The sequence below is a fragment of the Cryobacterium sp. M25 genome, assembly GCF_002929635.1.
Classification (GTDB): domain Bacteria; phylum Actinomycetota; class Actinomycetes; order Actinomycetales; family Microbacteriaceae; genus Cryobacterium; species Cryobacterium sandaracinum.
In genome coordinates this window covers 115,255-133,829 of sequence record NZ_PJJU01000053.1, presented here as the reverse complement: position 1 = coordinate 133,829, position 18,575 = coordinate 115,255, and the positions used below count along the sequence as shown (strand labels likewise).

Below are 18,575 nucleotides of genomic sequence, written 5' to 3'. Positions count from 1 at the left end.
CTGGTCCGTGGCGGCCGATGGACTTGGCTGACGGATGTCCTGAGTTGGCCACATGTGTCGGCTCGGCCGGGCCTAACCCACGCACGAGGGCAGCGCGACCGCCATCACGGTGGGCACGAAGGTGCGGGGTATCCGTCTGCTGGATGGCGTGGGCGACCACGACATCGACTGCAAGGTGGACGGATTCGGCTCAATGCGGCTGAAGTCCAGCGTGGTGAAGAAGGTCCAGCCACGAACCGCCCGCTAAGGGGACCGTCAGCGTCCGGAATCCAGCGCTGCCCGACGGTTCGACATCAGCGCCGCCAGATCGGTGTTCACCAGAGTCCGCACCCGTTCCGCCCGCCGCTGCGCGTAGTCGGGCTCCCGGCGGTCGACAACCTGTTCGACCAGCCGGGCGGCGAGCGCGGCGCCGATTTCCTCGCTGGCGTCCGTGCGGGCCCGCTCAAGCAGGTCGGCGACCTGCTCGTCGTCGACGGCCACGGCCCGTAGGGCACCGGCGAGCTTCAGGTGCACACGCCGTCGCAAGGCCAGGTGGCGCACGTGGAGCCTGTCATCGTCGGTGATCTCGAACGCGCTCCGCTGCCGGCCCAGGACTTTCCGCTGCCGGCCGACACGCTCGGCATCTTCCTCGTTCTGCGTCGCCAGCCGGACCAATTCGGAGCGGACGGCCGCGGTGTAATCGGCATCGGCGAAGTCGCGGTGCTCGCGCAGCGCCCCCACGATGATGTGGTTCTTCACGGCCATGCGCACCGCGGAGAGCCCGATGAGAACGCCCTCGTCGACAATCCGCTCAAAGGAGGCCATGGCGATACCCTATGCCCCACGCGCCCGCGGGGGTCTCATGGGCTGCATGACGGCAGGAACCGAAGCCTCGACACGCTGGCCCACCATCCCCAAGAATGTTCGCGCCCTCACGGTGCCGCCCAACCTCGTCGACTATGACGAGACCTGCGCCACCTTCACCTGGGACGAGGCCCGCCACGCTCTTTCGGGGCTGCCCGGCAATCGGGGGCTCAACATCGCCTACGAGGCGGTTGACCGGCATGCCGCCGGTGCCAGGGCCGCTCACGAGGCCCTGCGCTTCGTGCGCGGCGACGGCACGACCCACTCCCTGAGCTATGCAGAGCTCGCCGAGCAGACCGGCCGCTGCGCCAGCGTGCTGCGGGGCCTCGGCATCGGGCGGGGCGACCGGGTCTTCTCCCTCCTCGGCCGCGTTCCCGCGCTCTACGTCGCGGTGCTCGGCACGTTCAAGAATGCCAGCGTCTTCTGCCCGCTGTTCTCCGCCTTCGGGCCGGAGCCGGTACGCCAACGGCTCCAGCTGGGCGGCGGCCGGGCCCTGGTCACAACGCGGGCGCTGTACCGCAAGAAGGTGGCGCCGATCCGGGTCCAGCTGCCGGACCTGCGGCACGTGTTGCTGGTCGACGCCGACGGCCATCCGGACCCGGGCACGCTCGATCTGGCGGCCCTGCTGCGGGAGGCCCCGCCCTACGGCGAGATCGCCGCCACCCAGGGCGAGGACATGGCTCTGCTGCACTTCACGAGCGGCATCACCGGCACCCCGAAGGGTGCCATCCACGTGCACGACGCCGTGACCGCGCACGACGCGGACACCCTGCCGCTGGAGGTGCTGATGAAACAGCTGCGGGACCTGGTGAGCCGGGCGCGCGGCGACCGGCTGCAGCGCGCGGAGATGGCCGACCCGACCCTGACCGTCACCAATCTCGGTGATCTCGGCGTCGAGAGCGTCTTCGGCGCGATCTACCCGCCACAGGTCGCCCTGGTGGGTTTCGGCCGGGTGCGGGAGGAGCCGTGGGCCCGGAACGGCCTGCTCGGCGCGCGTCCCGCCATCACGGCCACCCTGGCCGCCGACCACCGCGTCAGTGACGGACTGCGCGGCGGGCGATTCCTCGCCCGGATCGACGAACTGTTGCAGAACCCGGAGGAGCTATGACCGAACAGACCGAACAGGAGGCCCGAGCGGCCGTGTATGCGGCCATCCGCCAGGTGGCGCCGGATGTCGACACCGACGATCTCGACGAGGGCGCGCGATTGCGCCAGGATCTGGAACTCGACTCGCTGGACTTCATGCGGCTGATCGAGACGATCCACGAGGCGACAGGCGTTGACATCCCCGAGCGCGACTACGCGGTTGTCACAACGGTGCGAGGCCTGATCACCTATGTCGCCCTGCACGGTTGATTCAGTTCTCGAGCATTATTCGGTTTCTTCCCGGCCGAGTCAAGGCCCTCGACGCAGTCCCGCCCAGGATATGTACTGATGTTCCAGCCCGAACTGGAGGAACCCATGACCATTACCGCACATGCATCATCCGTTGCCACGTATAACCGTGCAGCGACGGACGCGTTCGGCGACTACCTGAGAAAAATCGGCAGCGTTTCGCTCCTCACCGCCGAGGACGAGGTCGACCTGGCCAGACGCATCGAAGTCGGCCTGTTCGCCGAGCAACGCAGCGAGCAGGGCGAAATTGAACCCTCTCTCCTCCGCGAGCTGGCCTGGCTTGCCCATGACGGCCGCCGCGCGAAGAACCACTTCATCGAAGCGAATCTGCGCCTGGTGGTCAGCATCGCCAAGCACTACTCCGGACGCGGAATGCCCATCATGGACCTCGTGCAGGACGGCAACATCGGCCTCGTCCGCGCCGTCGAAAAATACGACTTCATGACCGGCTACAAATTCTCCACCTACGCCACCTGGTGGATCCGCCAAGCCATCCACCGCGGCATGGCCGACAAATCCCGCATGATCCGCATCCCCGTGCACACCGCGGAGAAGCTCAACAAGATCAAGCGCATCCGCCGAGACCTCACCAGCACCCTCGACCGCGAACCCACCGTGGCGGAGCTCTCCGAGGCCTCGCAGATCCTGCCGGCCGACGTGATGCGCCTGCTGCGCTATGACAACGAGCCGATGTCCCTGCAGTCGCCGGTGGGCGACGGTCTCGGCGACATCTCCGAGCTGATCATCGACGACGACCTGCCCCAGCCCGAGGAGCACGCCGTGCTCACCATGCGGGCTTCGGACATCGTTTTCTACATGAGTGCCCTGCCGCCGCGGGAGCGGTCGATCCTGATGTCCCGGTTCGGTCTCGACGGGGGCGCGCCCCAAACGCTGGACCAGATCGCCGTCGTTCAGGGCGTGACCCGGGAACGGGTGCGCCAGATCGAGAAGCGCGCACTGGCCCTGCTGAAGGTGCCGTGCCTGGAGCAGTACCTGCGCGATTGACCGCCTCTGGGCGGGGGCCTGACCGGCTGACACAGCGGCCGACGCGACTCGAGGAGTCACGTCAGCCGCTGTGGTCACTCCCCCTGCTCATCCATGGCGCCTAGTGGTTCGGGTCGAAGGCGATTTCAGTGACCCTGCCCAGCGGGGCGTCGATCGGCATTAGGCGCTCGGTCGCGGGAAGCGCGAAAATGGGCTCATGTCCTCCGTAAGCGCTGCACCCAGGTCTCTGCCCGCATCCGTTCGAATCGGAGAGGGCCGCGGTGGTCTCACCGTGGTGAGAGTGGTCGGTCGCGCCGGCTCCGCCGAGATCTACCTGCACGGCGCGCACGTCACCGACTTCACCCCGGCCGGCGGCCGGCCAGTGCTTTTCCTGAGCGACCTGAGCCGGTTCGAGGCCACCGCCGCGATCCGCGGCGGCGTGCCGATCTGCTTCCCCTGGTTCGGTGCGAACGCGCTCGACCCGGCCGCGCCGTCGCACGGTTTCGCCCGCCTGATCGAGTGGGAGCTCGTGGATGCCCACGAATCCGACGACGACGTCGTGCTCACCTTCAGCCTCACCGACACTCCCGCCACACGCACCTCGGCTTGGCCCCACCGTTTCGAGGCCCGCTACACGGTCACCGTCGGCGCCCGCCTGACCCTCGCCCTCCGGGTGACCAACCGGGAGACGGATGCGCTCAGCTACGAAGAAGCGCTGCACACCTATCTGCGAGTGAGCGATGTGCGCGGCACGACGGTCTCGGGGCTGCAGGGCACCGCGTTCCTGAACCAGCTGACCGCTCTGACCGAGCCCGCGGAGAACAACCCCCTGGGCTTCGGCACCGAGACGGACCGCCTCTATCTGGGCAGCCGCGGCAGCGCCACCGTCGCCGACCCGGACGGCCGCACCGTCACGATCGAATCCGACGCATCCGACAGCACCGTGGTCTGGAACCCCTGGGCCGACAAGGCCGCCCGGATGAGCGACTTCGGCGACGACGAGTGGCCCGGCATGGTCTGCGTGGAAACCGCGAACGTGCGCCGGGACCAGGTACGTCTGGACGCTGGCCAGAGCCACACGACGACCGTCGTGTTCGCGGTTTCGGCCTGAGAACCGACCTTCGGGACTGCCCCGCAAAAACTTTCTTTCGGCGCTAGCGTGACGAATTCCCGTCGACCCACGTCATACTAGTGTCGCCCGGCTCGTGCCACGCGCCGCGACAGATTGGAGCACGCCATCGTTGAACAGACGACCTCCGCACGACCAGCCGTCCCTTCAACCGGACCAGGGACGACTGTCATCGCCGATGGCGTCGTCGCGAAGGTAGCCGGCATCGCCGCAAGCGAGGTGCCGGGCGTTCACGCGCTCGGCGGAAGCGCGGCCAGGGCTCTCGGCGCCATCCGGGAAGCCCTCAGCGTCGCCGACCTCTCCCCCGGGGTGAGCGTCACCACCGAGGGCGCCGCGGCATCCATCGCGATCTCCATCGTCGTCGAGTACCCGCACGAACTGCAGAAGGTCGCGGGCGCAGTGCGCAACGCGGTCGAGACGGCGATCGAGACAATCGTCGGCATGCAGGTCACCTCGGTCGATGTGACCGTCAAGGACGTGCACCAGGCGTCAGATGACACGGTCGCGGACGTCGACGAGGCAGACACCCCGGACTAGTCCGGCTCTTTTCTCCACTTGACCAGAACTTACCCTCATCAGTTCGCAAACAACAGAAAGACGCAAGGACAAATTATGGGCTTCATCGGATTCCTTATTCTCGGACTCATCGCCGGCGCAATCGCCAAGGCAATCCTGCCGGGCAACCAGGGCGGCGGCTGGGTCATCACCCTCATCCTCGGCGTGCTCGGCGCGTTCCTCGGTGGTTTCCTCGGCTCGGTCATCTTCGGCACCGGTCTCGAGAACTTCTTCGACATCTCGACCTGGCTTCTCGCCATCGCCGGCTCCGTCATCGTTCTCGTGATCTACGGCGCTCTCACGGGGCGTCGTCGCCGGGCCTAAGTCACGGCAGCGCGACAAGCGCGAACGAACGGGCGCACTATTAGGGGGTGCGCCGGTTCGTTCGTGCTTTTTTTTGTTGACTTGTGCCTGCTGACAACCGATTGCCGGTATTCTGCGTACCGGTGGCGTCAGTCGCCGGCGACGTCGTGCAGGTGGTGCACCGGATCGTGCACGAAATATTGCCCCATCGTGGTGACGGTGAACCGGGCACCGTCGCTGCGGCGACCGGTTCGGCCCTGGTCTGCGGGCGAAACGGCGGCGAAGGAGCCGGCGACGGATGCCGCGGCCTCGGCGAGTTCGCGGGCCACGACCGCCGGCTCCTGCTCGTTATAGCGCTCCATCACCGCGGTGGCGTCCTGGTCCCAGTTCGGGAAAGCCGGGTCGTCCTCGGCGAGCATGAGGGTGAGACGCTCGTCGAAGATGCGGAACACGTCGCGAACATGGGCCGCGTATTCCAGGGCAGACCAGGTCTGCTCGTCGGGGCGCGACGCGACATCCGTTCGCTGCAGCACCGGCTGCCAGCGGGCCGCGTTCTCGCGCACCAGCCGCGGAATGTGCGCGAAATCGACGTCGGCGGCGGAGAAACCGCACTCCGGGCAGGGGCGCTCCAGCACCCAGGTCCAATCTTTTGTATCCGCGCTGATTCCCATCCGGTGATCCTATCCGGCGGTCACGGCTACGCACCGGCGCCCGGCCAAACCGAACCGTCGTTGATTCCGAACAATGGGCGAGCACGGATGCACCGTGACATCTACTGGAGGTCTTCTCATGCGTACATCCCCCAACCGCATCATTGCCACTGTTTTCGGTGCCGTCTACGTTCTGGTCGGTGTGCTCGGTTTCTTCGTGACCGGCGGCGTCGACTTCTTCGCCACCGATGGCGGCCTGCTTCTCGGCATCTTCGCGGTCAACCCTCTCCACAACACGGCCCACCTCCTGATCGGCGCAGCACTGTTGATCGCCGGTCTAGCCACGGCCCCCGCCGCGAAGGCCGTCAACACCACGGTCGGTGCGGTGTACCTGCTCCTCGGAATTGTCGGTTTCTTCATCGCCGACACCGCGCTCAACATCCTCGCCCTCAACACGGCCGACCACTTCCTGCATCTGACCAGCGCCATCGTGCTGCTTGGAGCCGGTCTCGCAGCCGACAAGACCGTACCGCGCACGGTCACCGTCTAGCCCACGCGCGCCACCCACACCGCGGACAGGAATCCCATGACGCAGATCACGCGCCTCTGGATCGCTTTCGCCGCCCTCGGGGCAGGGATTATTCACCTGGCCGTGGGCGCCGGCGCTCCAGCCCTGCTCGCCGTCACCTTCGTCGGGCTCGGCGTCGCCGAGCTCTGCTGGGGTGTGGCGACGCTCGTGCGAGGAAGGCATCTTTGGCCGAACCAGGCCCTCGTCGCCGCCCTTCTCCCGGGCGTCGTTTGGGCTGCAATGGTGGCGCTCCGCAGCACCTCGGCGGTGCCAGCCGACGCCACAGTGCTGCCGGTCTTCCCGATGTCCATCGCCACCCTGTTCGGCGTGTTCGTGGCCGTCTCCCTTGCCCTCACCCGGCGGCGTGCCAGATGCCGGGCGGCGGCATTCGACACTCCTGCCGGGGTGACCGGGGCGACCGAACCCGCACCGCAGGGCTGGCGTTTCCTGGCCGCGCTGACGCTCGGCGGCCTGCTGGTTTCCGGCCTGACCACTCCGGCCCTGGCCGCGACGGATGCCGGCACGCAGGCGGTCCCGCACGGGTCCCCCGGTCACTCGGGCCCCGCCGTTCTGCCCGGCGCACCGCACTCCCACCACTGACCGGCTGCGGGCCAAAGATAATTCCCGGGTCTCGCTGGGCCCGGCAGCCCTTCTAGTCCGGCTGCTGCGATCCGCAGACGGCGACAGCCCGGATTTCGCCGGCGACTTGGTTTTCGGTCCAGGGCAGGTTCAGCTGGGGTGCCGGCACCTCTCCGGACGCGGGCGCAGCGCCGGCGACCGCGGCAAGTCGGCGGGCGACCGCCTCGGCGAACCCGCGGCCGGAGGTCGAATTGTTGAAGGCGACCACTACCGTGAGTCCGCTGACCGGGTCGGCCATCGCCGCCGAAATGAAACCGGGGATCTCCCCGGACTGACCGAGCAGCGGGCCGAACCGCTCGACCCCGAGGCCGTGTCGATGCCAGGAGAGGGCTCCGGCACCCGGCAGAACCGGCGCCCACTGCGCATCCGTCGATGTTTTCGACAGGAGGGTCCCCGCGGCCAGCGCCTGCGCCCAGATCTTCAGGTCGTCGAGGTTCGAGACCGCCCCCGCCGCCACTCCGCCCACCGACGGCGACAGCTGCGTTACATCGAGCACGCTCCCACAGCGGGCCCTGCCGACCGGATCAAGGGCCGCGGCATAGCCGCGGGGACTCGGCCCCGGGATCGCAAGCTCGCCCGGCGATGGCAGGCTGGTGTTCGTCATGCCCAGCGGTTCGAACACGTAGTGCCGGTAGAGCCACGGCCAGTCGCGTCGGGTTGCCTGCTGCAGGGCGAGACCGAGCAGCACGACCCCGGTATCCGACGCGGACCAGATTCCGCCGGGCAGCGCCACCCGAGGTGCGCCCGTGCCGCTCGCGATGACTTCGCGCGTCGACCATTTGCGACTGGGGTTGGCCATAATCTGCGGAGCCATCAGGGAGGCGTGATCGGCCAGGCCGGACGTGTTGCGGCAAAGCTGCCCGAGGGTGATTTTGTCCAGCCCCACCACCCGGGGCACGTAGTCGGACACCGGATCCTCCAAGCGCACCTGCCCCTCCTCGACGAGCCGGAGCAGCACCGTGCAGGTGAGCGCCGTCGTGTTGGTGCCGATCCGGAATCGCATCTCCGGGGTGAGGGCACCCGGTGTCGTCCTCGAGACGGACCCGGGCGACGCGACCCAGGTGCCGGCCCACGGCGCCCAGACACCGGCAATGGCCCCCGAGGAACCGGACAGGGTCTTCGCTTCGACGAGCACGTCATCCAGCCGGGACGTGACCTTGGACGAGAACGGGGCCGCCGCCTGCGCGCGGGCCTCCGGGGACGCATCCGTCGCCGCGGTGCACGCCGTCAGCACGAGGGCGGCACTCACGACGAGAGCCGGCACGCGGTGGTGGCGTGTGCGGGGGCTCGCGTGACGAGGTGCGGAGCCGGCTGGTACAAGGCCGGCTGCGGCCTGGCTGATCGGTGCCTGTCCGAGCTTCATCGCCTGACCCCCGTCGCGTCGCGGCCCACACAGGAGCGCCCCTGCACGAGGGAGTGTACCCACGCCGCCGTCCGGCCGCACCGTATTGCTGCCGGCGGCCCCCCTGCTCTCGCTCTTGCCCCTACTGCCGCCCTCGTCCCTAACGAATTCGACGGTGATTTTGGGCTAGAGACTCTAGTTTTGGGCTGTTCTGCACCGTTTTCGGCAAAATCTCCGTCGAATTGGTTCGTAGGCAGCGGCGGGAGAGGCAGCCGCGAGAAGGGCAGCCGCGGCGGTAAACACGGGGCTAGTCGGCGAGGGTGACCGGGCAGGGGGTCTCGGTAGGGCGCGGGCCGCGCATGAACCGCTGCACGTTCTCGTCCACGATCATGTCGCTCGGGCGCAGCGGACGGGTCAGATAAAGGCCGTCCAGGCTGGTCAGCCGGCTGAGGGCCACATAGGTCTGGCCGGGGCTGAACACGCGCGCGCCGAGGTCGACGACCGCGCGTTCATAGGTGGCGCCCTGCGATTTGTGGATGGTGACCGCCCACGCCAGCCGCAACGGGAACTGCGTGAACTCGGCGACGACGTCTTTGCGCAGCTTCTTCGTGGTCGGGTTGTAGGTGTACTTGAACTTCTCCCACACCGCCGGTTCGACCTCGTGCGTTTCGCCGTCGATGTCCACGTACACCGTCGAATCGACCCGAGTGACGGTGCCGATGCTGCCGTTCACCCAGCGCGGGCCGCCGTCCTGGTTGGAGTCGTTGCGCAGAAACATGACCTGCGCCCCGACCTTCAGCTCGAGCACCTCGTCGGCGGGGAATGTGCGCCCGCCGAAGTCGCCGGTGACGTCGGCCTTGGCGGTCAGCGCCTTGCCGGGGAGGCGTTTGAGAGCGGATGCGTTGATCCGGTTCACGGAATCGTTGCGGGTGGCCAGCGTGATCACGCCCTCCCTCGGCGGGGTGCGGGCGCCCGCGGCGTTGAGCGCGCCGCCGATCTCGGCCGTGACCTGCCCGTGCCGCACCGCGTTGAGCATGTGTTTGAAGTCGGCGTCGCGCTGCCGGTGCACCTCGGTGAGCTCGAAGATGCGCAGGTCGGCCCCCTGCCAGACCTTCGCGTCGAAGAACCACATCGACCGGTAGGTGTCCGCGAAGTAGGCACGCTCGTCGGAATCCCCCGGGACCGGGGCCAGCTGGTACGGGTCGCCGAAAAGCACGATCTGCGCGCCGCCGAACGTGTCGTTCGGCCGTTGCCGCGCCTGACGCAGGCTGCGGTCGATCGCATCCATTAGGTCGGCGTTGACCATCGACACCTCGTCGATGACGACCGTGTCGATCGTGTTGAGCAGTTTGCGTACCTGGTCGGACTGGTCGATCGCGTTGTCGGCGATCACGCCGATCGGCAGGCGGAACAGGGAGTGGATGGTCTGGCCGCCGACGTTCAAGGCCGCCACCCCGGTGGGAGCGGCAATCACGATCTGCTTGCTCGTGTTCCAGGCGAGGTGATTGAGCAGCGTCGACTTGCCGGTGCCGGCGCGCCCGGTCACGAACACGTTCTGCCGGGTTCCCTCGATGGCCTCGAACACTTCGGCCTGCTCGCGCGACAGCGGAATCTCAGACACGGGGGGCGCTTTCGATGGGGTGCGGACGGGACATACCACTGTATCCGGCCCGGCTGCACGCGTCGGCCCCGGTCTACGGGTTGGTGGAGAACCGGCCCCGTAGGATGTGGGGGTGAGCAACCGGGACGGCAGGCGCCGGCGTAACGAGCGGCGCGCCATCGTGGCCGTGTTCATCGTTGCCGCCCTCCTCGGCGCAGGCCTGGTCGCGACGATCGGGTCGCTCAACCGCGACCTCTACAGCGCCGGCAGCTTCGTGGGGCAGTATCTCGACGCCCTGGCCCGCAAAGACACCGCCGGTGCGCTGCTGCTTCCCGGGGTCAGACCCACGGCTGCGGAGCTCGAAGCGGCCGCGCTGCCGAAGGACCTGCCGGACACCCTGCTGCGGAACTCCGTGCTGGGGGAGCTCACCGACATCCGTCTGACCGCTGACGACGAGTCGGCCGATGGACGGCACACGGTCGACTACGAGTTCCGGCTGAACGGCACACCCGCGGCGATGACCTTCCAGGTGGAGAGCGCCGGCACGTTCTTCGGCGTTTTCGACAGCTGGCGCTTCACCACCAGCCCGCTGGCCGTGCTGCGAGTGAACGTGCTGCACCAGGCCACGTTCTCGGTGAACAGGCTGACCCTCGACACGCGTGCGCACGCCGCCGATGGCGCGCCGGAAACGTTCTCGAACCAGGCGGCCTACCTGGCCTTCGCACCAGCCCTCTACTCGTTCGAGCACTCCTCCACCCTGCTCGACGCGGCCTCGCAGACGGTGCCGGTCGTCGCGTCCGGGGTGACGGATGTCACGGTCGACGCCCAGCCCAACGCCCAATTCATCGGTCAGGTCCAGGCCGAGCTGGACCGTTTCCTCGACGATTGCACCACGCAACAGGTGCTGCAGCCCACGAACTGCCCATTCGGCATCGAGATCAACGACCGGGTGCGGGACGACCCGATCTGGTCGATCGCCCAGTATCCCCCAGTCACCCTCGTGGCCGGCGACTCCACCTTCGAGATGCCCGACACCGAGGGGCAGGCGCACATCGTGGTGGAGGTGCAGTCGCTTTTCGACGGCGATGTCGAGGTGCGGGATGAGGACGTGGCCTTTGCAGTCGCGATCAGCGTGACCGTGAACCCGGACGGGTCGCTCGCCCTCCAGCTGCGCTGACCGGCGGCGGCTGCCCTGCTGAACGCTTTCTTGCTACTCCGAGCGGTCGTGCGCGGCGAGGCGGGCCAGGCCTGCGTTGTACTGGAGCAGTTCGGCGTCGCCCGTGCGGGCGGCGTTTCGGTCCTTGCGGCGGGTTTCCTTCTCGTCGCTGCGGCTCCATTGGATGGCCACCGCAATGGCCAGGGCGATCGTTGGGATCTCGCCGACGCTCCAGGCGATGCCACCGCCCATCTGCTGGTCCTCGATGCCGCTGAGCCCCCAATCGCGCCCCATGGCCCCGTACCAGTCGGAGAGGAGCAGCCCGGTGCCCGTCATCATGGTGACACCGAAGAAGGCGTGGAAGGCCATCGTGCCCAGAAGAAGCAGCAGGCGGCCGGCGTAGGGCAGGCGGTAGGGCACCGGGTCGATGCCGATCAGCGACTGCACGAACAGGTAGCCGGTGATCAGGAAGTGCACGATCATCCACTCGTGGCCGATGTGGTCGGTCGTCGCCCAGCTGAATAGCGAGGAGTAATAGAACACCCAGAGTGAACCGGCGAAGAGCACGGCTGCGACCAGCGGATTGGCCAGGAACCCCGCGTACGTCGAGTGCACGGCCAACAGGATCCACTCGCGGGCGCCGCGGCTGCCATCCTGCCGCTTGCGGATGGCCCGGGCGGCGAGAGTGACCGGCGCCCCGGGAACCAGAAAGACGGGCACGAGCATGGTCAGGGCCATGTGCATGAGCATGTGGGAGGAGAAGAGGTACTTCGCGTAGAGGTTCGCGCCGCCGTTGGTGATGTAGAACAGGATCAGCATGCCGGTCACCCAGAGCACGGTGCGGAAGACGGGCCACTTATCGCCGCGGCGGGCCAGGCGGCGCACCCCGGACACGTAGAAGAAGATGCCGAACACGCAGAACAGCACCCAGGCCAGGTCGAAGTTCCACTCGGTGAAGTAGCGGCTGAAAGTGAGCGGCGGCGGCAGGAGCTCGCCGGTCAGGATCTGGGCGGGCGTCGAGGTGGGGATCTCGGTCGCCGTGATCTGCTCGACCGGCGTCGCGGTCTTGGCGAGGGCGGCGGCAGCCCCGGAGGCGAGCCCCATGAACGCCAGTTCCGTGACGATGAGCCACCAGAACCAGACGCTCCGGCGGGGTGCGGGGGTCTGGGCGTCTGCGGGGGTGCTCCGCAGCATCCGCCCGATCACGTACCGGCGTTGCAGCACGCCGAACGCGCCGAGCACGGTGAGGGCGAAGACCTTGACCAGAACGAGGATGCCATAGGGCGAGAGCAGCCGGTCCCAGGCACCCAACCGCAGTTCGGCGCCGACGTAGCCGGACGCAGCGACGACGATGAAGGAAACGAGGGCGAGCGAGGAGTAGCGCGCGATGACCGGATCGAGGCGGCCGCCGGCCAACTGCTTGCGCAGCACGATGATGGTCAGCAGCCCGCCCAGCCAGACCGCGGCGAAGACCAGGTGCAGACCCAGGGCGGTGATGGCCACGTCGTGCCCCTCGGCGCCGGCCGCGTGCCCCTGTAGTGCAATCGGCACCAGGGCACCCACGGCGAGGACCGTGACGAAGACGAGCCCGGTCAGTGAACGCACCGCGAAACACAAGACGGTGACGAAGGCCGCGATCAGGGTGGTGATCAGCCAGGCCTGGCCGATCTCGATGTCGCTGAAGAACTGTCCGGCGGTGGCGCTGAACCGGTCATCGAAGCTGAGCGGAATGGTCGTCACCTGCAGGAAGGTGAAGAAACCGGTGAGGGCGGATGCCACGGTGAAGACAGCGGCGGACCCAGCGGCGAAATCGAGGGCCGCGTTGTATTCGGGTTCCCGAGGGCTCAGGGCGAAAAGGGTGAGCACGAGGGCGCCGATGGTGCCGGCGGCGCTGAGGTTGACGAGGAGCTTGGCCAGCGGGAGACCCCACCGCACGACTGGTCCCGGATCGGCCAGCAGTTGCGCCGAAGCGCCGCCGCCGTAGGCTAGCGCTACGAGCGTCGCCAGCGTCGCGACCAGCAGGAGCACTGCCGGACCGGAGATACGCACGAGACGAAGCACTGACTCAGCCTAACCGTGCCCGGTGGACGCACGCTGCACGAGGCTCGCTGACGTGTGACGTCACAGACGAAAGCAGGGCGCCGACCGAAGCCGACGCCCTGCTTTCTTGGTTCGCGACCTACTTGGCGGCAGCCTTGAGCTTGCTACCAGCGGTCAGCTTGACGCGGTGGCCCGCGGCGATGGCGATCTCTTCGCCGGTCTGCGGGTTGCGGCCGGTGCGCGCTGCGGTAGCGGTGCGCTCGACTCCGAGCCAGCCCGGGATCGTGACCTTGCCGTCGTTCGCGACGGTGTCGGCGAGAGTTGCAAAGAAAGCGTTCAGAACGCTGTCAACTGCAGCCTGGCTCTGGCCAGAGTCTGCGGCAACCTTGGCAACGAGCTCGGTCTTGTTCAGCGACTTGTCAGCCATTGAGTGTCCTCCTCGGACCTTTGTCTGTAAAAACAGGGATTCACGTATTGCGGGCGACGCTCCGAGGAGCGACTCCGTTTGGCCGGTTGGACCGGGTTGAATCTAGCAGACAACCGCGGAATTCCGCGGATTTGCGGCGTTTCCAGCCGGTTTGGCTGCCGTAACGGCTTCATTTTCGCTGTGGGCGAAAAAAAGAGGATGCCGACCGGAGTCGACATCCTCTCGCTTCAGAACCGAGGTTCCGAATGACCGCCTAAGCGGCTTGGTGCGGTGTTACCAGCTGGACTTGGTGATGCCGGGCAGTTCGCCGCGGTGAGCCATGTCGCGGAAACGCACGCGCGAGATTCCGAACTTGCTGAGGTGTCCACGGGGACGTCCATCGACCGCGTCGCGGTTGCGCAGGCGAACCGGCGACGCGTTGCGGGGAAGCTTCTGCAGGCCGAGGCGAGCAGCTTCGCGGGACTCATCGGTGCCGGCCGGGTTGACGAGGGCCTTTTTGAGCTCAAGGCGCTTCGCGGCGTAGCGCTCGACGATAACCTTGCGCTGGTTGTTCTTGGCAATCATGCTCTTCTTCGCCATTTTTAGCGCTCCTCACGGAAGTCAACGTGCTTGCGCACTACGGGGTCGTACTTTTTGAGTACGAGACGGTCGGGGTCGTTGCGACGGTTCTTCTTGGTCACGTAGGTGTAACCGGTGCCGGCCGTCGAACGGAGCTTGATGATCGGGCGGACGTCATGCTGCTTGGCCATTAGATTTTCTCCCCACGAGCGAGAAGGTCCTTGACGACCGATTCAATGCCACGAGCGTCGATCACCTTGATGCCCTTGACGGACAGGGTCAGCGTGACGTTGCGGCGAAGCGACGGTACGTAGTACTTCTTGGTCTGAACGTTCGGGTCGAAGCGACGCTTGGTGCGTCGGTGCGAGTGCGAAATGTTGTGTCCGAAGCCGGGGACGGCTCCGGTCACCTGGCAAGTAGCTGCCATGGTTCTCCTCCAATACCGAAGGGCGAATGCCCTTCCCAAGATCTCTTGTCGGCTGGCATGACGACACTCCCGCGAAGCGGAAGCGAGCGAACCAGCAGTGCACGCACAGATATGCGCAGCAGCGTCCAACATTACGCGGTGCCCTCCCCCAGCGCAAACTGAACCAATTCGACGGAGATTTTGCCGATTCAGGCCCTAAAACCGGCAAAACCGGGTTGTGCCCTCTGCGTCAAGCTGCTTGTGAGCCACTTCACAAGCAGTAGGAGGCATGGGAAATGTCAATCAGCCCAGGGTTCAACGCGGCGGAGATCCGCGAGTTCGTCCATGAGTACCATCGGGTGCCGCACGGGGGTAAAGGCCCCTGGCTCGCGGAGCGCGAGGTCACGAGGGGCACGCTGCGGCGTTGGTGCGACGCGGTTTACGCGGGTGACCTCGAGCGCGGGCTGATTCCGCGAGAAGGTAGTCATATGACTGTTCCACCGGGCAAGCGCACAGCGCTAGAGAAGATACGTGCCGCCGAGCACGCGGCACACGACGCTGAGGTCGCTCAGCTGAGCAAGCGTGTTCGCGAGTTGGAGGACACCAATAAGGCGCTGGGAAAAGCTATCGGGCTCTTGCACGCAATGAGCGAGGAAGAGCCCGCAGACACCCCGAAGACCCCAGATCCGTCCGATTCCTGACGCTCGAGAACGAGTTCGTGGCGGAGCTGACGCGCACCACGGGCTCTCAACGCAAAGCCCTGGGAATCGCCGGCATCGCACGCTCGACCTGGCAGTACCGGCGAAATCCCCGCGCCCGGGTTCCCGAGCCGGTCGCGCAGAAAGATCGCGCTTACCTGTCTCGTATCCCCACCACTGATCGGACCGTGATCGCGAAGAAGATCACGGCAGGGTGGGCCGGCGGGCACTCCGTCGATCACACGTTCGCGTCCACCTGGGACCGGGGAATGATGCTCGCCGGCCGCCGGTCCTGGTGGCGGATCGCCGCCGATATCGAAGACCAAAGCGCCCGCCCCCTGGTGCCAACGGGGCGCGGGTCCCGAACACCCCGCGACAAGCCGGTGCTGATCGCGACCGGGCCTGGCCAAGTTTGGAGTTGGGACATCGATATCTACTCTCGCAAGATCGTCGGCTGGCGAGTCGAGGAGCGCGAGAGCGACCACCTCGCCGTGGAGATGTTCCAGGCTGCGTTCCGCCAGCACGGCACCCCACGATTCGTCCACGCGGACTCCGGCCCCGCGATGCGTTCGGGCGCTTTGGCCGACCTCCTCGCAGAGCACAACGTCACAAAAACCCACAACCGGCCTTACGTTTCCAACGACAACCCGTTCTCCGAGTCCGAGTTCCGCACGATGAAATACCGGCCCAACTATCCCGGAACATTCGAGAGTCTCGAGGACGCCCGCGGCCATTTGGCCGAGTACGTGCCCTGGTACAACGCGACCCACAGGCACTCCGGCATCGCTTTGTTCACGCCCCAGCAGGTCCACGACGGTTCCTGGCGGCGCGCCCACGGCATCCGTGACCGCGCCCTGCAGAACTACCACCAGCAATACCCGGAACGATTCCGCGAACGACCGAAAACACCCGCACCAGCCGGCCTCGTCGGGATCAATCACCTCCTCGACGAAACCACCACAAACTAACCCAAGTGACTCCACTCAGCTTGACATCGCCCGGTGGGGGCAGAATCTCCGTCGAATTCGTTCGGGACGAGGACGAGTCCGGCGCGCGGCGGTGGGCGCGCGGCGGTGGGCGCGCGGCGGTGGGCCTAGTCCACGGATGCGGCGGAGCAGGCCGCGCAGAGACCGAACACGTCGACCACGTGGGCGGCCTGGCTGAAGCCGTGCTCGGCGGCCACGTTCTTGGCCCAGTTCTCCACGGCGTCCGCTTCGATCTCGACGGTTTGTCCGCAGTTGCGGCAGATCAGGTGGTGGTGGTGGTCGGTCGTGCTGCAGGCGCGGTAGAGCGCCTCACCGTCGGGCGACTGCAGCGAGTCGGCCTCGCCCTCGCCGGCCAGGTCGGCCAGGGCCCGGTACACCGTGGCCAGGCCGATGGGCGAACCGGTGGCGTGCAGGCTGGCGTGCAGACCCTGGGCGCTGACGAATCCCTCGGCGTCGCTGAGCGCGGTGCGCACGGCCTCGCGCTGCCAGGTGTTCCGCTTCATGCTTTCAACCGTAACCGCGCCCGGACCAGCCGGCGACCGCCCAGGGCCACCAGGAAGAAGACGGCCGCGGTGAGGGCGATCGCCGGCCCGGCGGCCACGTCGATCGCCCGGGACAGGAGCACTCCGACCAGGCCGGCGGCCGCGCCCAGCACCGGCGCGAGAACCAGGATCTGGGTGGCGGTGCGCGTGACCAGGCGCGCGGCGGCGGCCGGGGCCGCGATCAGCGCGATCGCGAGGATCGCCCCGACGGCCGGCATTGCGGTGACCACGGTGGCGGTGATCAGGGCGAGGGTGAGCAGCTCGATCGGCCATTCCCGGAATCCGGCGGCGCGGAATCCGCTCGGGTCGAAGGTGGAGAACAGGATCTCCTTGCCCAGCAGCACCATCACGGCCACGGCCACCCCGAGCACGCCGACGGCCAGCCAGACGTCACCGGTCGTGACGGTGAGGACCGACCCGACCAGGTAGGAGTCGACCTGCACCGGCAGCGACGGGTTGAGGGCCTGCAGAAGCACGCCGAGCGCGAAGCCCGCGGTGAGCAGGATGCCGGACGCCACCTGGGTGCCCTGCCGCTTCACCCGGCCGATCAGGGTCATGATGCCGACGATGAGGATGCTCGCCAGGGCCGCCCCGAGTGGGATGCTCACGCCGACGATCGTGGCGGTCACGGCGCCCGGGAAGGTGGCGTGGGTGAGGGCCTGGGCGAAGAAAGTGCGGCGGCGCAATACGACGAGGGATCCGACCAGCCCGCTGAGGGCGCCGATCACGGCGGACGCGAGGAGTGCCTTCTCGAAGTAGCCCATCACGTCACCAGCTGTTCGTGCGGCGGCGGGGTGCGCGGCTGCGGGGACAGCGGCGGCGGGGTGCGCGGCTGCGGGGACAGCGGCGGCGGGGTGCGCGGCGGCGTGGTGTGCTGCGGCCGCAGACGGGGCGAACCCAGCCGCCGAAGACCGTCGATGGACAGGCGCAACAGCAGCACCACGGCGTAGCCGGCGACCAGCACCAGCACCACGGTCGCGCCGCTGGGCAGGTCGAGACCGGCCTGCACGGATGCCTGGAAACCGAGCACGAGCCCAAGCCAGGCACCGAGGGCCGCGAAACAGGCCGCGATCGGGAACAGCAGCCAGAGCCGGTCAGTGATGAGCCGGGCCACGGCGCCGGGCACGATCAACACGGCCAGGACGAGGAGGTTGCCGACGGCGCTGGAGGCCGCGACGACCACGAGGGCGATGGCCACGTTGAGCACGAGGTCGAGCGCGAGCGTGCGGTAGCCGGCCGCGGCGAAGCCGACCCGGTCGAAGGCGCGGAACACCTCCTCCTTGAGCGTGAGCCCGATCAGGACCAGCGCCACGAGGCAGATGGCGACGGTCTGCACGACCTCATTCGGGCTGACCGTGAGGAGGCGGCCGAAGAGAAGCTGCTCCAGCTGGCCGACGTAGTTCGTCTCGCGGGAGACCAGGATGATGCCCACGCTGAACATGGCGGTGAAGACGATGGCGATCGCGGCATCCGAGGACACGGACTGGCGCACGATCAGGGTGAGGATGACCGCTGCGAACAGGGCGGCGACCATCGCGCCGGCGAACAGCCCCTCGCGCCCACCCCAGACGAATCCGATCGCGATGCCGGGGAAGACCGCGTGGGTGAGACCGTCGCTGATGAACTCGAGGCCCCGCAGGTTGACCAGCACCCCGACGACGCCGGCTACCAGGCTGAGCGCACCCAGCACGAAGAGGGCCCGGGTCATGAACGGCAGGGCAAAGACGTCGATCAGCGGGCTGAGGAAGTCCATC

Annotated in this window: 23 protein-coding genes and 1 pseudogene; 12 read left to right on the top strand and 12 right to left on the bottom strand. The window is 67.5% G+C overall.

The genetic code is table 11. The features are described 5' to 3' along the window. Positions 1-85 precede the first annotated feature (85 nt). Positions 86-247 (top strand): annotated as a pseudogene (locus tag CXY81_RS10060) (PhnA domain-containing protein); the annotation flags it as partial. A gap of 8 nt (positions 248-255) precedes the next feature. Here CXY81_RS10060 and CXY81_RS10055 read toward each other — a convergent pair. Beyond that, on the bottom strand, positions 256-804 hold the full coding sequence (locus CXY81_RS10055) for a hypothetical protein (protein WP_104169817.1): 549 nt from the start codon (positions 802-804) through the stop codon (positions 256-258). Positions 805-850: 46 nt separating this feature from the next. Between CXY81_RS10055 and CXY81_RS10050 the strand changes: the two genes are divergently transcribed. The 6 genes from CXY81_RS10050 to CXY81_RS10025 all read left to right on the top strand — a co-directional run bounded on the left by CXY81_RS10050 (position 851) and on the right by CXY81_RS10025 (position 5,230). After that, positions 851-1,951 (top strand): AMP-binding protein, encoded by a 1,101-nt coding sequence (locus tag CXY81_RS10050; RefSeq protein ID WP_104194767.1) that lies wholly within the window; start codon positions 851-853, stop codon positions 1,949-1,951. Next, positions 1,948-2,199 (top strand): acyl carrier protein, encoded by a 252-nt coding sequence (locus CXY81_RS10045; protein WP_104194753.1) that lies wholly within the window; start codon positions 1,948-1,950, stop codon positions 2,197-2,199. Before CXY81_RS10050 ends, CXY81_RS10045 begins: the two co-directional genes overlap by 4 nt. Positions 2,200-2,304: 105 nt before the next feature. Then, positions 2,305-3,243, top strand: a complete 939-nt coding sequence (locus tag CXY81_RS10040; protein ID WP_104194766.1) for an RNA polymerase sigma factor RpoD/SigA — start codon at positions 2,305-2,307, stop codon at positions 3,241-3,243. Positions 3,244-3,439: 196 nt separating this feature from the next. After that, positions 3,440-4,333: a D-hexose-6-phosphate mutarotase gene (locus tag CXY81_RS10035; RefSeq protein ID WP_104194752.1), complete on the top strand. Its 894-nt coding sequence runs from the start codon at positions 3,440-3,442 to the stop codon at positions 4,331-4,333. Positions 4,334-4,447: 114 nt separating this feature from the next. Then, positions 4,448-4,888, top strand: a complete 441-nt coding sequence (locus CXY81_RS10030; RefSeq protein ID WP_233194114.1) for an Asp23/Gls24 family envelope stress response protein — start codon at positions 4,448-4,450, stop codon at positions 4,886-4,888. Between the two features lie 75 nt (positions 4,889-4,963). Beyond that, on the top strand, positions 4,964-5,230 hold the full coding sequence (locus CXY81_RS10025; RefSeq protein WP_104099742.1) for a GlsB/YeaQ/YmgE family stress response membrane protein: 267 nt from the start codon (positions 4,964-4,966) through the stop codon (positions 5,228-5,230). Positions 5,231-5,358: 128 nt separating this feature from the next. Here CXY81_RS10025 and CXY81_RS10020 read toward each other — a convergent pair whose 3' ends face one another. Continuing rightward, positions 5,359-5,880 (bottom strand): DinB family protein, encoded by a 522-nt coding sequence (locus tag CXY81_RS10020; protein ID WP_104169822.1) that lies wholly within the window; start codon positions 5,878-5,880, stop codon positions 5,359-5,361. Between the two features lie 118 nt (positions 5,881-5,998). Between CXY81_RS10020 and CXY81_RS10015 the strand changes: the two genes are divergently transcribed. Further along, complete coding sequence (locus tag CXY81_RS10015) at positions 5,999-6,409, top strand: DUF4383 domain-containing protein (protein WP_104099744.1); 411 nt, start codon at positions 5,999-6,001, stop codon at positions 6,407-6,409. A gap of 36 nt (positions 6,410-6,445) precedes the next feature. Then, positions 6,446-7,027, top strand: coding sequence for a hypothetical protein (locus CXY81_RS10010; RefSeq protein WP_104169823.1), 582 nt, complete (start codon positions 6,446-6,448; stop codon positions 7,025-7,027). Positions 7,028-7,079: 52 nt separating this feature from the next. Here the strand turns inward: CXY81_RS10010 and CXY81_RS10005 are convergent, their stop codons facing one another. Beyond that, a complete protein-coding gene (locus CXY81_RS10005; RefSeq protein ID WP_146067674.1) occupies positions 7,080-8,429 on the bottom strand; it encodes a serine hydrolase in 1,350 nt (449 codons plus the stop codon). Positions 8,430-8,715: 286 nt separating this feature from the next. Further along, positions 8,716-10,029, bottom strand: coding sequence for an ATP-dependent RecD-like DNA helicase (locus CXY81_RS10000; RefSeq protein WP_104169825.1), 1,314 nt, complete (start codon positions 10,027-10,029; stop codon positions 8,716-8,718). A 112-nt stretch (positions 10,030-10,141) separates the two neighbouring features. On the opposite strand from CXY81_RS10000, the gene CXY81_RS09995 reads away from it, so the two are divergent. Continuing rightward, positions 10,142-11,185, top strand: a complete 1,044-nt coding sequence (locus CXY81_RS09995; RefSeq protein ID WP_104194750.1) for a hypothetical protein — start codon at positions 10,142-10,144, stop codon at positions 11,183-11,185. Positions 11,186-11,218: 33 nt separating this feature from the next. On the opposite strand, the gene CXY81_RS09990 is transcribed toward CXY81_RS09995, so the two are convergent. The 5 genes from CXY81_RS09990 to rpmB form a co-directional block, all read right to left on the bottom strand. Continuing rightward, the gene (locus tag CXY81_RS09990; RefSeq protein WP_199180880.1) at positions 11,219-13,225 is read right to left on the bottom strand and encodes a cytochrome c oxidase assembly protein; all 2,007 of its coding nucleotides are present in this window, start codon (positions 13,223-13,225) and stop codon (positions 11,219-11,221) included. Between the two features lie 118 nt (positions 13,226-13,343). After that, positions 13,344-13,631: an HU family DNA-binding protein gene (locus tag CXY81_RS09985; protein ID WP_104099750.1), complete on the bottom strand. Its 288-nt coding sequence runs from the start codon at positions 13,629-13,631 to the stop codon at positions 13,344-13,346. Between the two features lie 273 nt (positions 13,632-13,904). Continuing rightward, positions 13,905-14,210, bottom strand: a complete 306-nt coding sequence (gene rpsN / locus CXY81_RS09980) for a 30S ribosomal protein S14 (RefSeq protein WP_104099751.1) — start codon at positions 14,208-14,210, stop codon at positions 13,905-13,907. 2 nt (positions 14,211-14,212) lie between these two features. Beyond that, a complete protein-coding gene (gene rpmG / locus CXY81_RS09975) occupies positions 14,213-14,380 on the bottom strand; it encodes a 50S ribosomal protein L33 (protein ID WP_104099752.1) in 168 nt (55 codons plus the stop codon). Then, a complete protein-coding gene (gene rpmB, locus CXY81_RS09970) occupies positions 14,380-14,616 on the bottom strand; it encodes a 50S ribosomal protein L28 (RefSeq protein WP_104099753.1) in 237 nt (78 codons plus the stop codon). The genes rpmG and rpmB overlap by 1 nt, the downstream gene beginning before the upstream one ends. 275 nt (positions 14,617-14,891) lie before the next feature. On the opposite strand from rpmB, the gene CXY81_RS09965 reads away from it, so the two are divergent. Together CXY81_RS09965 and CXY81_RS09960 are read left to right on the top strand one after the other, a co-directional pair. After that, the gene (locus tag CXY81_RS09965) at positions 14,892-15,296 is read left to right on the top strand and encodes a hypothetical protein (RefSeq protein ID WP_104194749.1); all 405 of its coding nucleotides are present in this window, start codon (positions 14,892-14,894) and stop codon (positions 15,294-15,296) included. 17 nt (positions 15,297-15,313) lie between these two features. Next, the gene (locus tag CXY81_RS09960) at positions 15,314-16,261 is read left to right on the top strand and encodes a DDE-type integrase/transposase/recombinase (RefSeq protein WP_104194748.1); all 948 of its coding nucleotides are present in this window, start codon (positions 15,314-15,316) and stop codon (positions 16,259-16,261) included. 125 nt (positions 16,262-16,386) lie between these two features. Here the strand turns inward: CXY81_RS09960 and CXY81_RS09955 are convergent, their stop codons facing one another. From CXY81_RS09955 to CXY81_RS09945, 3 genes are read right to left on the bottom strand one after another with little or no spacing between them, the layout of a single operon-like run. After that, positions 16,387-16,782, bottom strand: coding sequence for a Fur family transcriptional regulator (locus CXY81_RS09955; RefSeq protein ID WP_104169827.1), 396 nt, complete (start codon positions 16,780-16,782; stop codon positions 16,387-16,389). Next, positions 16,779-17,585, bottom strand: a complete 807-nt coding sequence (locus CXY81_RS09950; RefSeq protein WP_104169828.1) for a metal ABC transporter permease — start codon at positions 17,583-17,585, stop codon at positions 16,779-16,781. The genes CXY81_RS09955 and CXY81_RS09950 overlap by 4 nt, the downstream gene beginning before the upstream one ends. Then, the gene (locus CXY81_RS09945; RefSeq protein ID WP_104194747.1) at positions 17,585-18,574 is read right to left on the bottom strand and encodes a metal ABC transporter permease; all 990 of its coding nucleotides are present in this window, start codon (positions 18,572-18,574) and stop codon (positions 17,585-17,587) included. The genes CXY81_RS09950 and CXY81_RS09945 overlap by 1 nt, the downstream gene beginning before the upstream one ends. Position 18,575 lies beyond the last annotated feature (1 nt).

What these genes read in the sequence shown, in the direction of transcription:
- CXY81_RS10055 (WP_104169817.1), bottom strand. Translation starts at nt 804, where the DNA reads ATGGCCTCCTTTGAGCGGATTGTCGACGAGGGCGTTCTCATCGGGCTC.
- CXY81_RS10050 (WP_104194767.1), top strand. Translation starts at nt 851, where the DNA reads ATGACGGCAGGAACCGAAGCCTCGACACGCTGGCCCACCATCCCCAAG.
- CXY81_RS10045 (WP_104194753.1), top strand. Translation starts at nt 1,948, where the DNA reads ATGACCGAACAGACCGAACAGGAGGCCCGAGCGGCCGTGTATGCGGCC.
- CXY81_RS10040 (WP_104194766.1), top strand. Translation starts at nt 2,305, where the DNA reads ATGACCATTACCGCACATGCATCATCCGTTGCCACGTATAACCGTGCA.
- CXY81_RS10035 (WP_104194752.1), top strand. Translation starts at nt 3,440, where the DNA reads ATGTCCTCCGTAAGCGCTGCACCCAGGTCTCTGCCCGCATCCGTTCGA.
- CXY81_RS10025 (WP_104099742.1), top strand. Translation starts at nt 4,964, where the DNA reads ATGGGCTTCATCGGATTCCTTATTCTCGGACTCATCGCCGGCGCAATC.
- CXY81_RS10020 (WP_104169822.1), bottom strand. Translation starts at nt 5,880, where the DNA reads ATGGGAATCAGCGCGGATACAAAAGATTGGACCTGGGTGCTGGAGCGC.
- CXY81_RS10015 (WP_104099744.1), top strand. Translation starts at nt 5,999, where the DNA reads ATGCGTACATCCCCCAACCGCATCATTGCCACTGTTTTCGGTGCCGTC.
- CXY81_RS10010 (WP_104169823.1), top strand. Translation starts at nt 6,446, where the DNA reads ATGACGCAGATCACGCGCCTCTGGATCGCTTTCGCCGCCCTCGGGGCA.
- CXY81_RS10005 (WP_146067674.1), bottom strand. Translation starts at nt 8,429, where the DNA reads ATGAAGCTCGGACAGGCACCGATCAGCCAGGCCGCAGCCGGCCTTGTA.
- CXY81_RS09985 (WP_104099750.1), bottom strand. Translation starts at nt 13,631, where the DNA reads ATGGCTGACAAGTCGCTGAACAAGACCGAGCTCGTTGCCAAGGTTGCC.
- rpsN (WP_104099751.1), bottom strand. Translation starts at nt 14,210, where the DNA reads ATGGCGAAGAAGAGCATGATTGCCAAGAACAACCAGCGCAAGGTTATC.
- rpmG (WP_104099752.1), bottom strand. Translation starts at nt 14,380, where the DNA reads ATGGCCAAGCAGCATGACGTCCGCCCGATCATCAAGCTCCGTTCGACG.
- rpmB (WP_104099753.1), bottom strand. Translation starts at nt 14,616, where the DNA reads ATGGCAGCTACTTGCCAGGTGACCGGAGCCGTCCCCGGCTTCGGACAC.
- CXY81_RS09965 (WP_104194749.1), top strand. Translation starts at nt 14,892, where the DNA reads ATGTCAATCAGCCCAGGGTTCAACGCGGCGGAGATCCGCGAGTTCGTC.
- CXY81_RS09955 (WP_104169827.1), bottom strand. Translation starts at nt 16,782, where the DNA reads ATGAAGCGGAACACCTGGCAGCGCGAGGCCGTGCGCACCGCGCTCAGC.
- CXY81_RS09950 (WP_104169828.1), bottom strand. Translation starts at nt 17,585, where the DNA reads ATGGGCTACTTCGAGAAGGCACTCCTCGCGTCCGCCGTGATCGGCGCC.
- CXY81_RS09945 (WP_104194747.1), bottom strand. Translation starts at nt 18,574, where the DNA reads ATGGACTTCCTCAGCCCGCTGATCGACGTCTTTGCCCTGCCGTTCATG.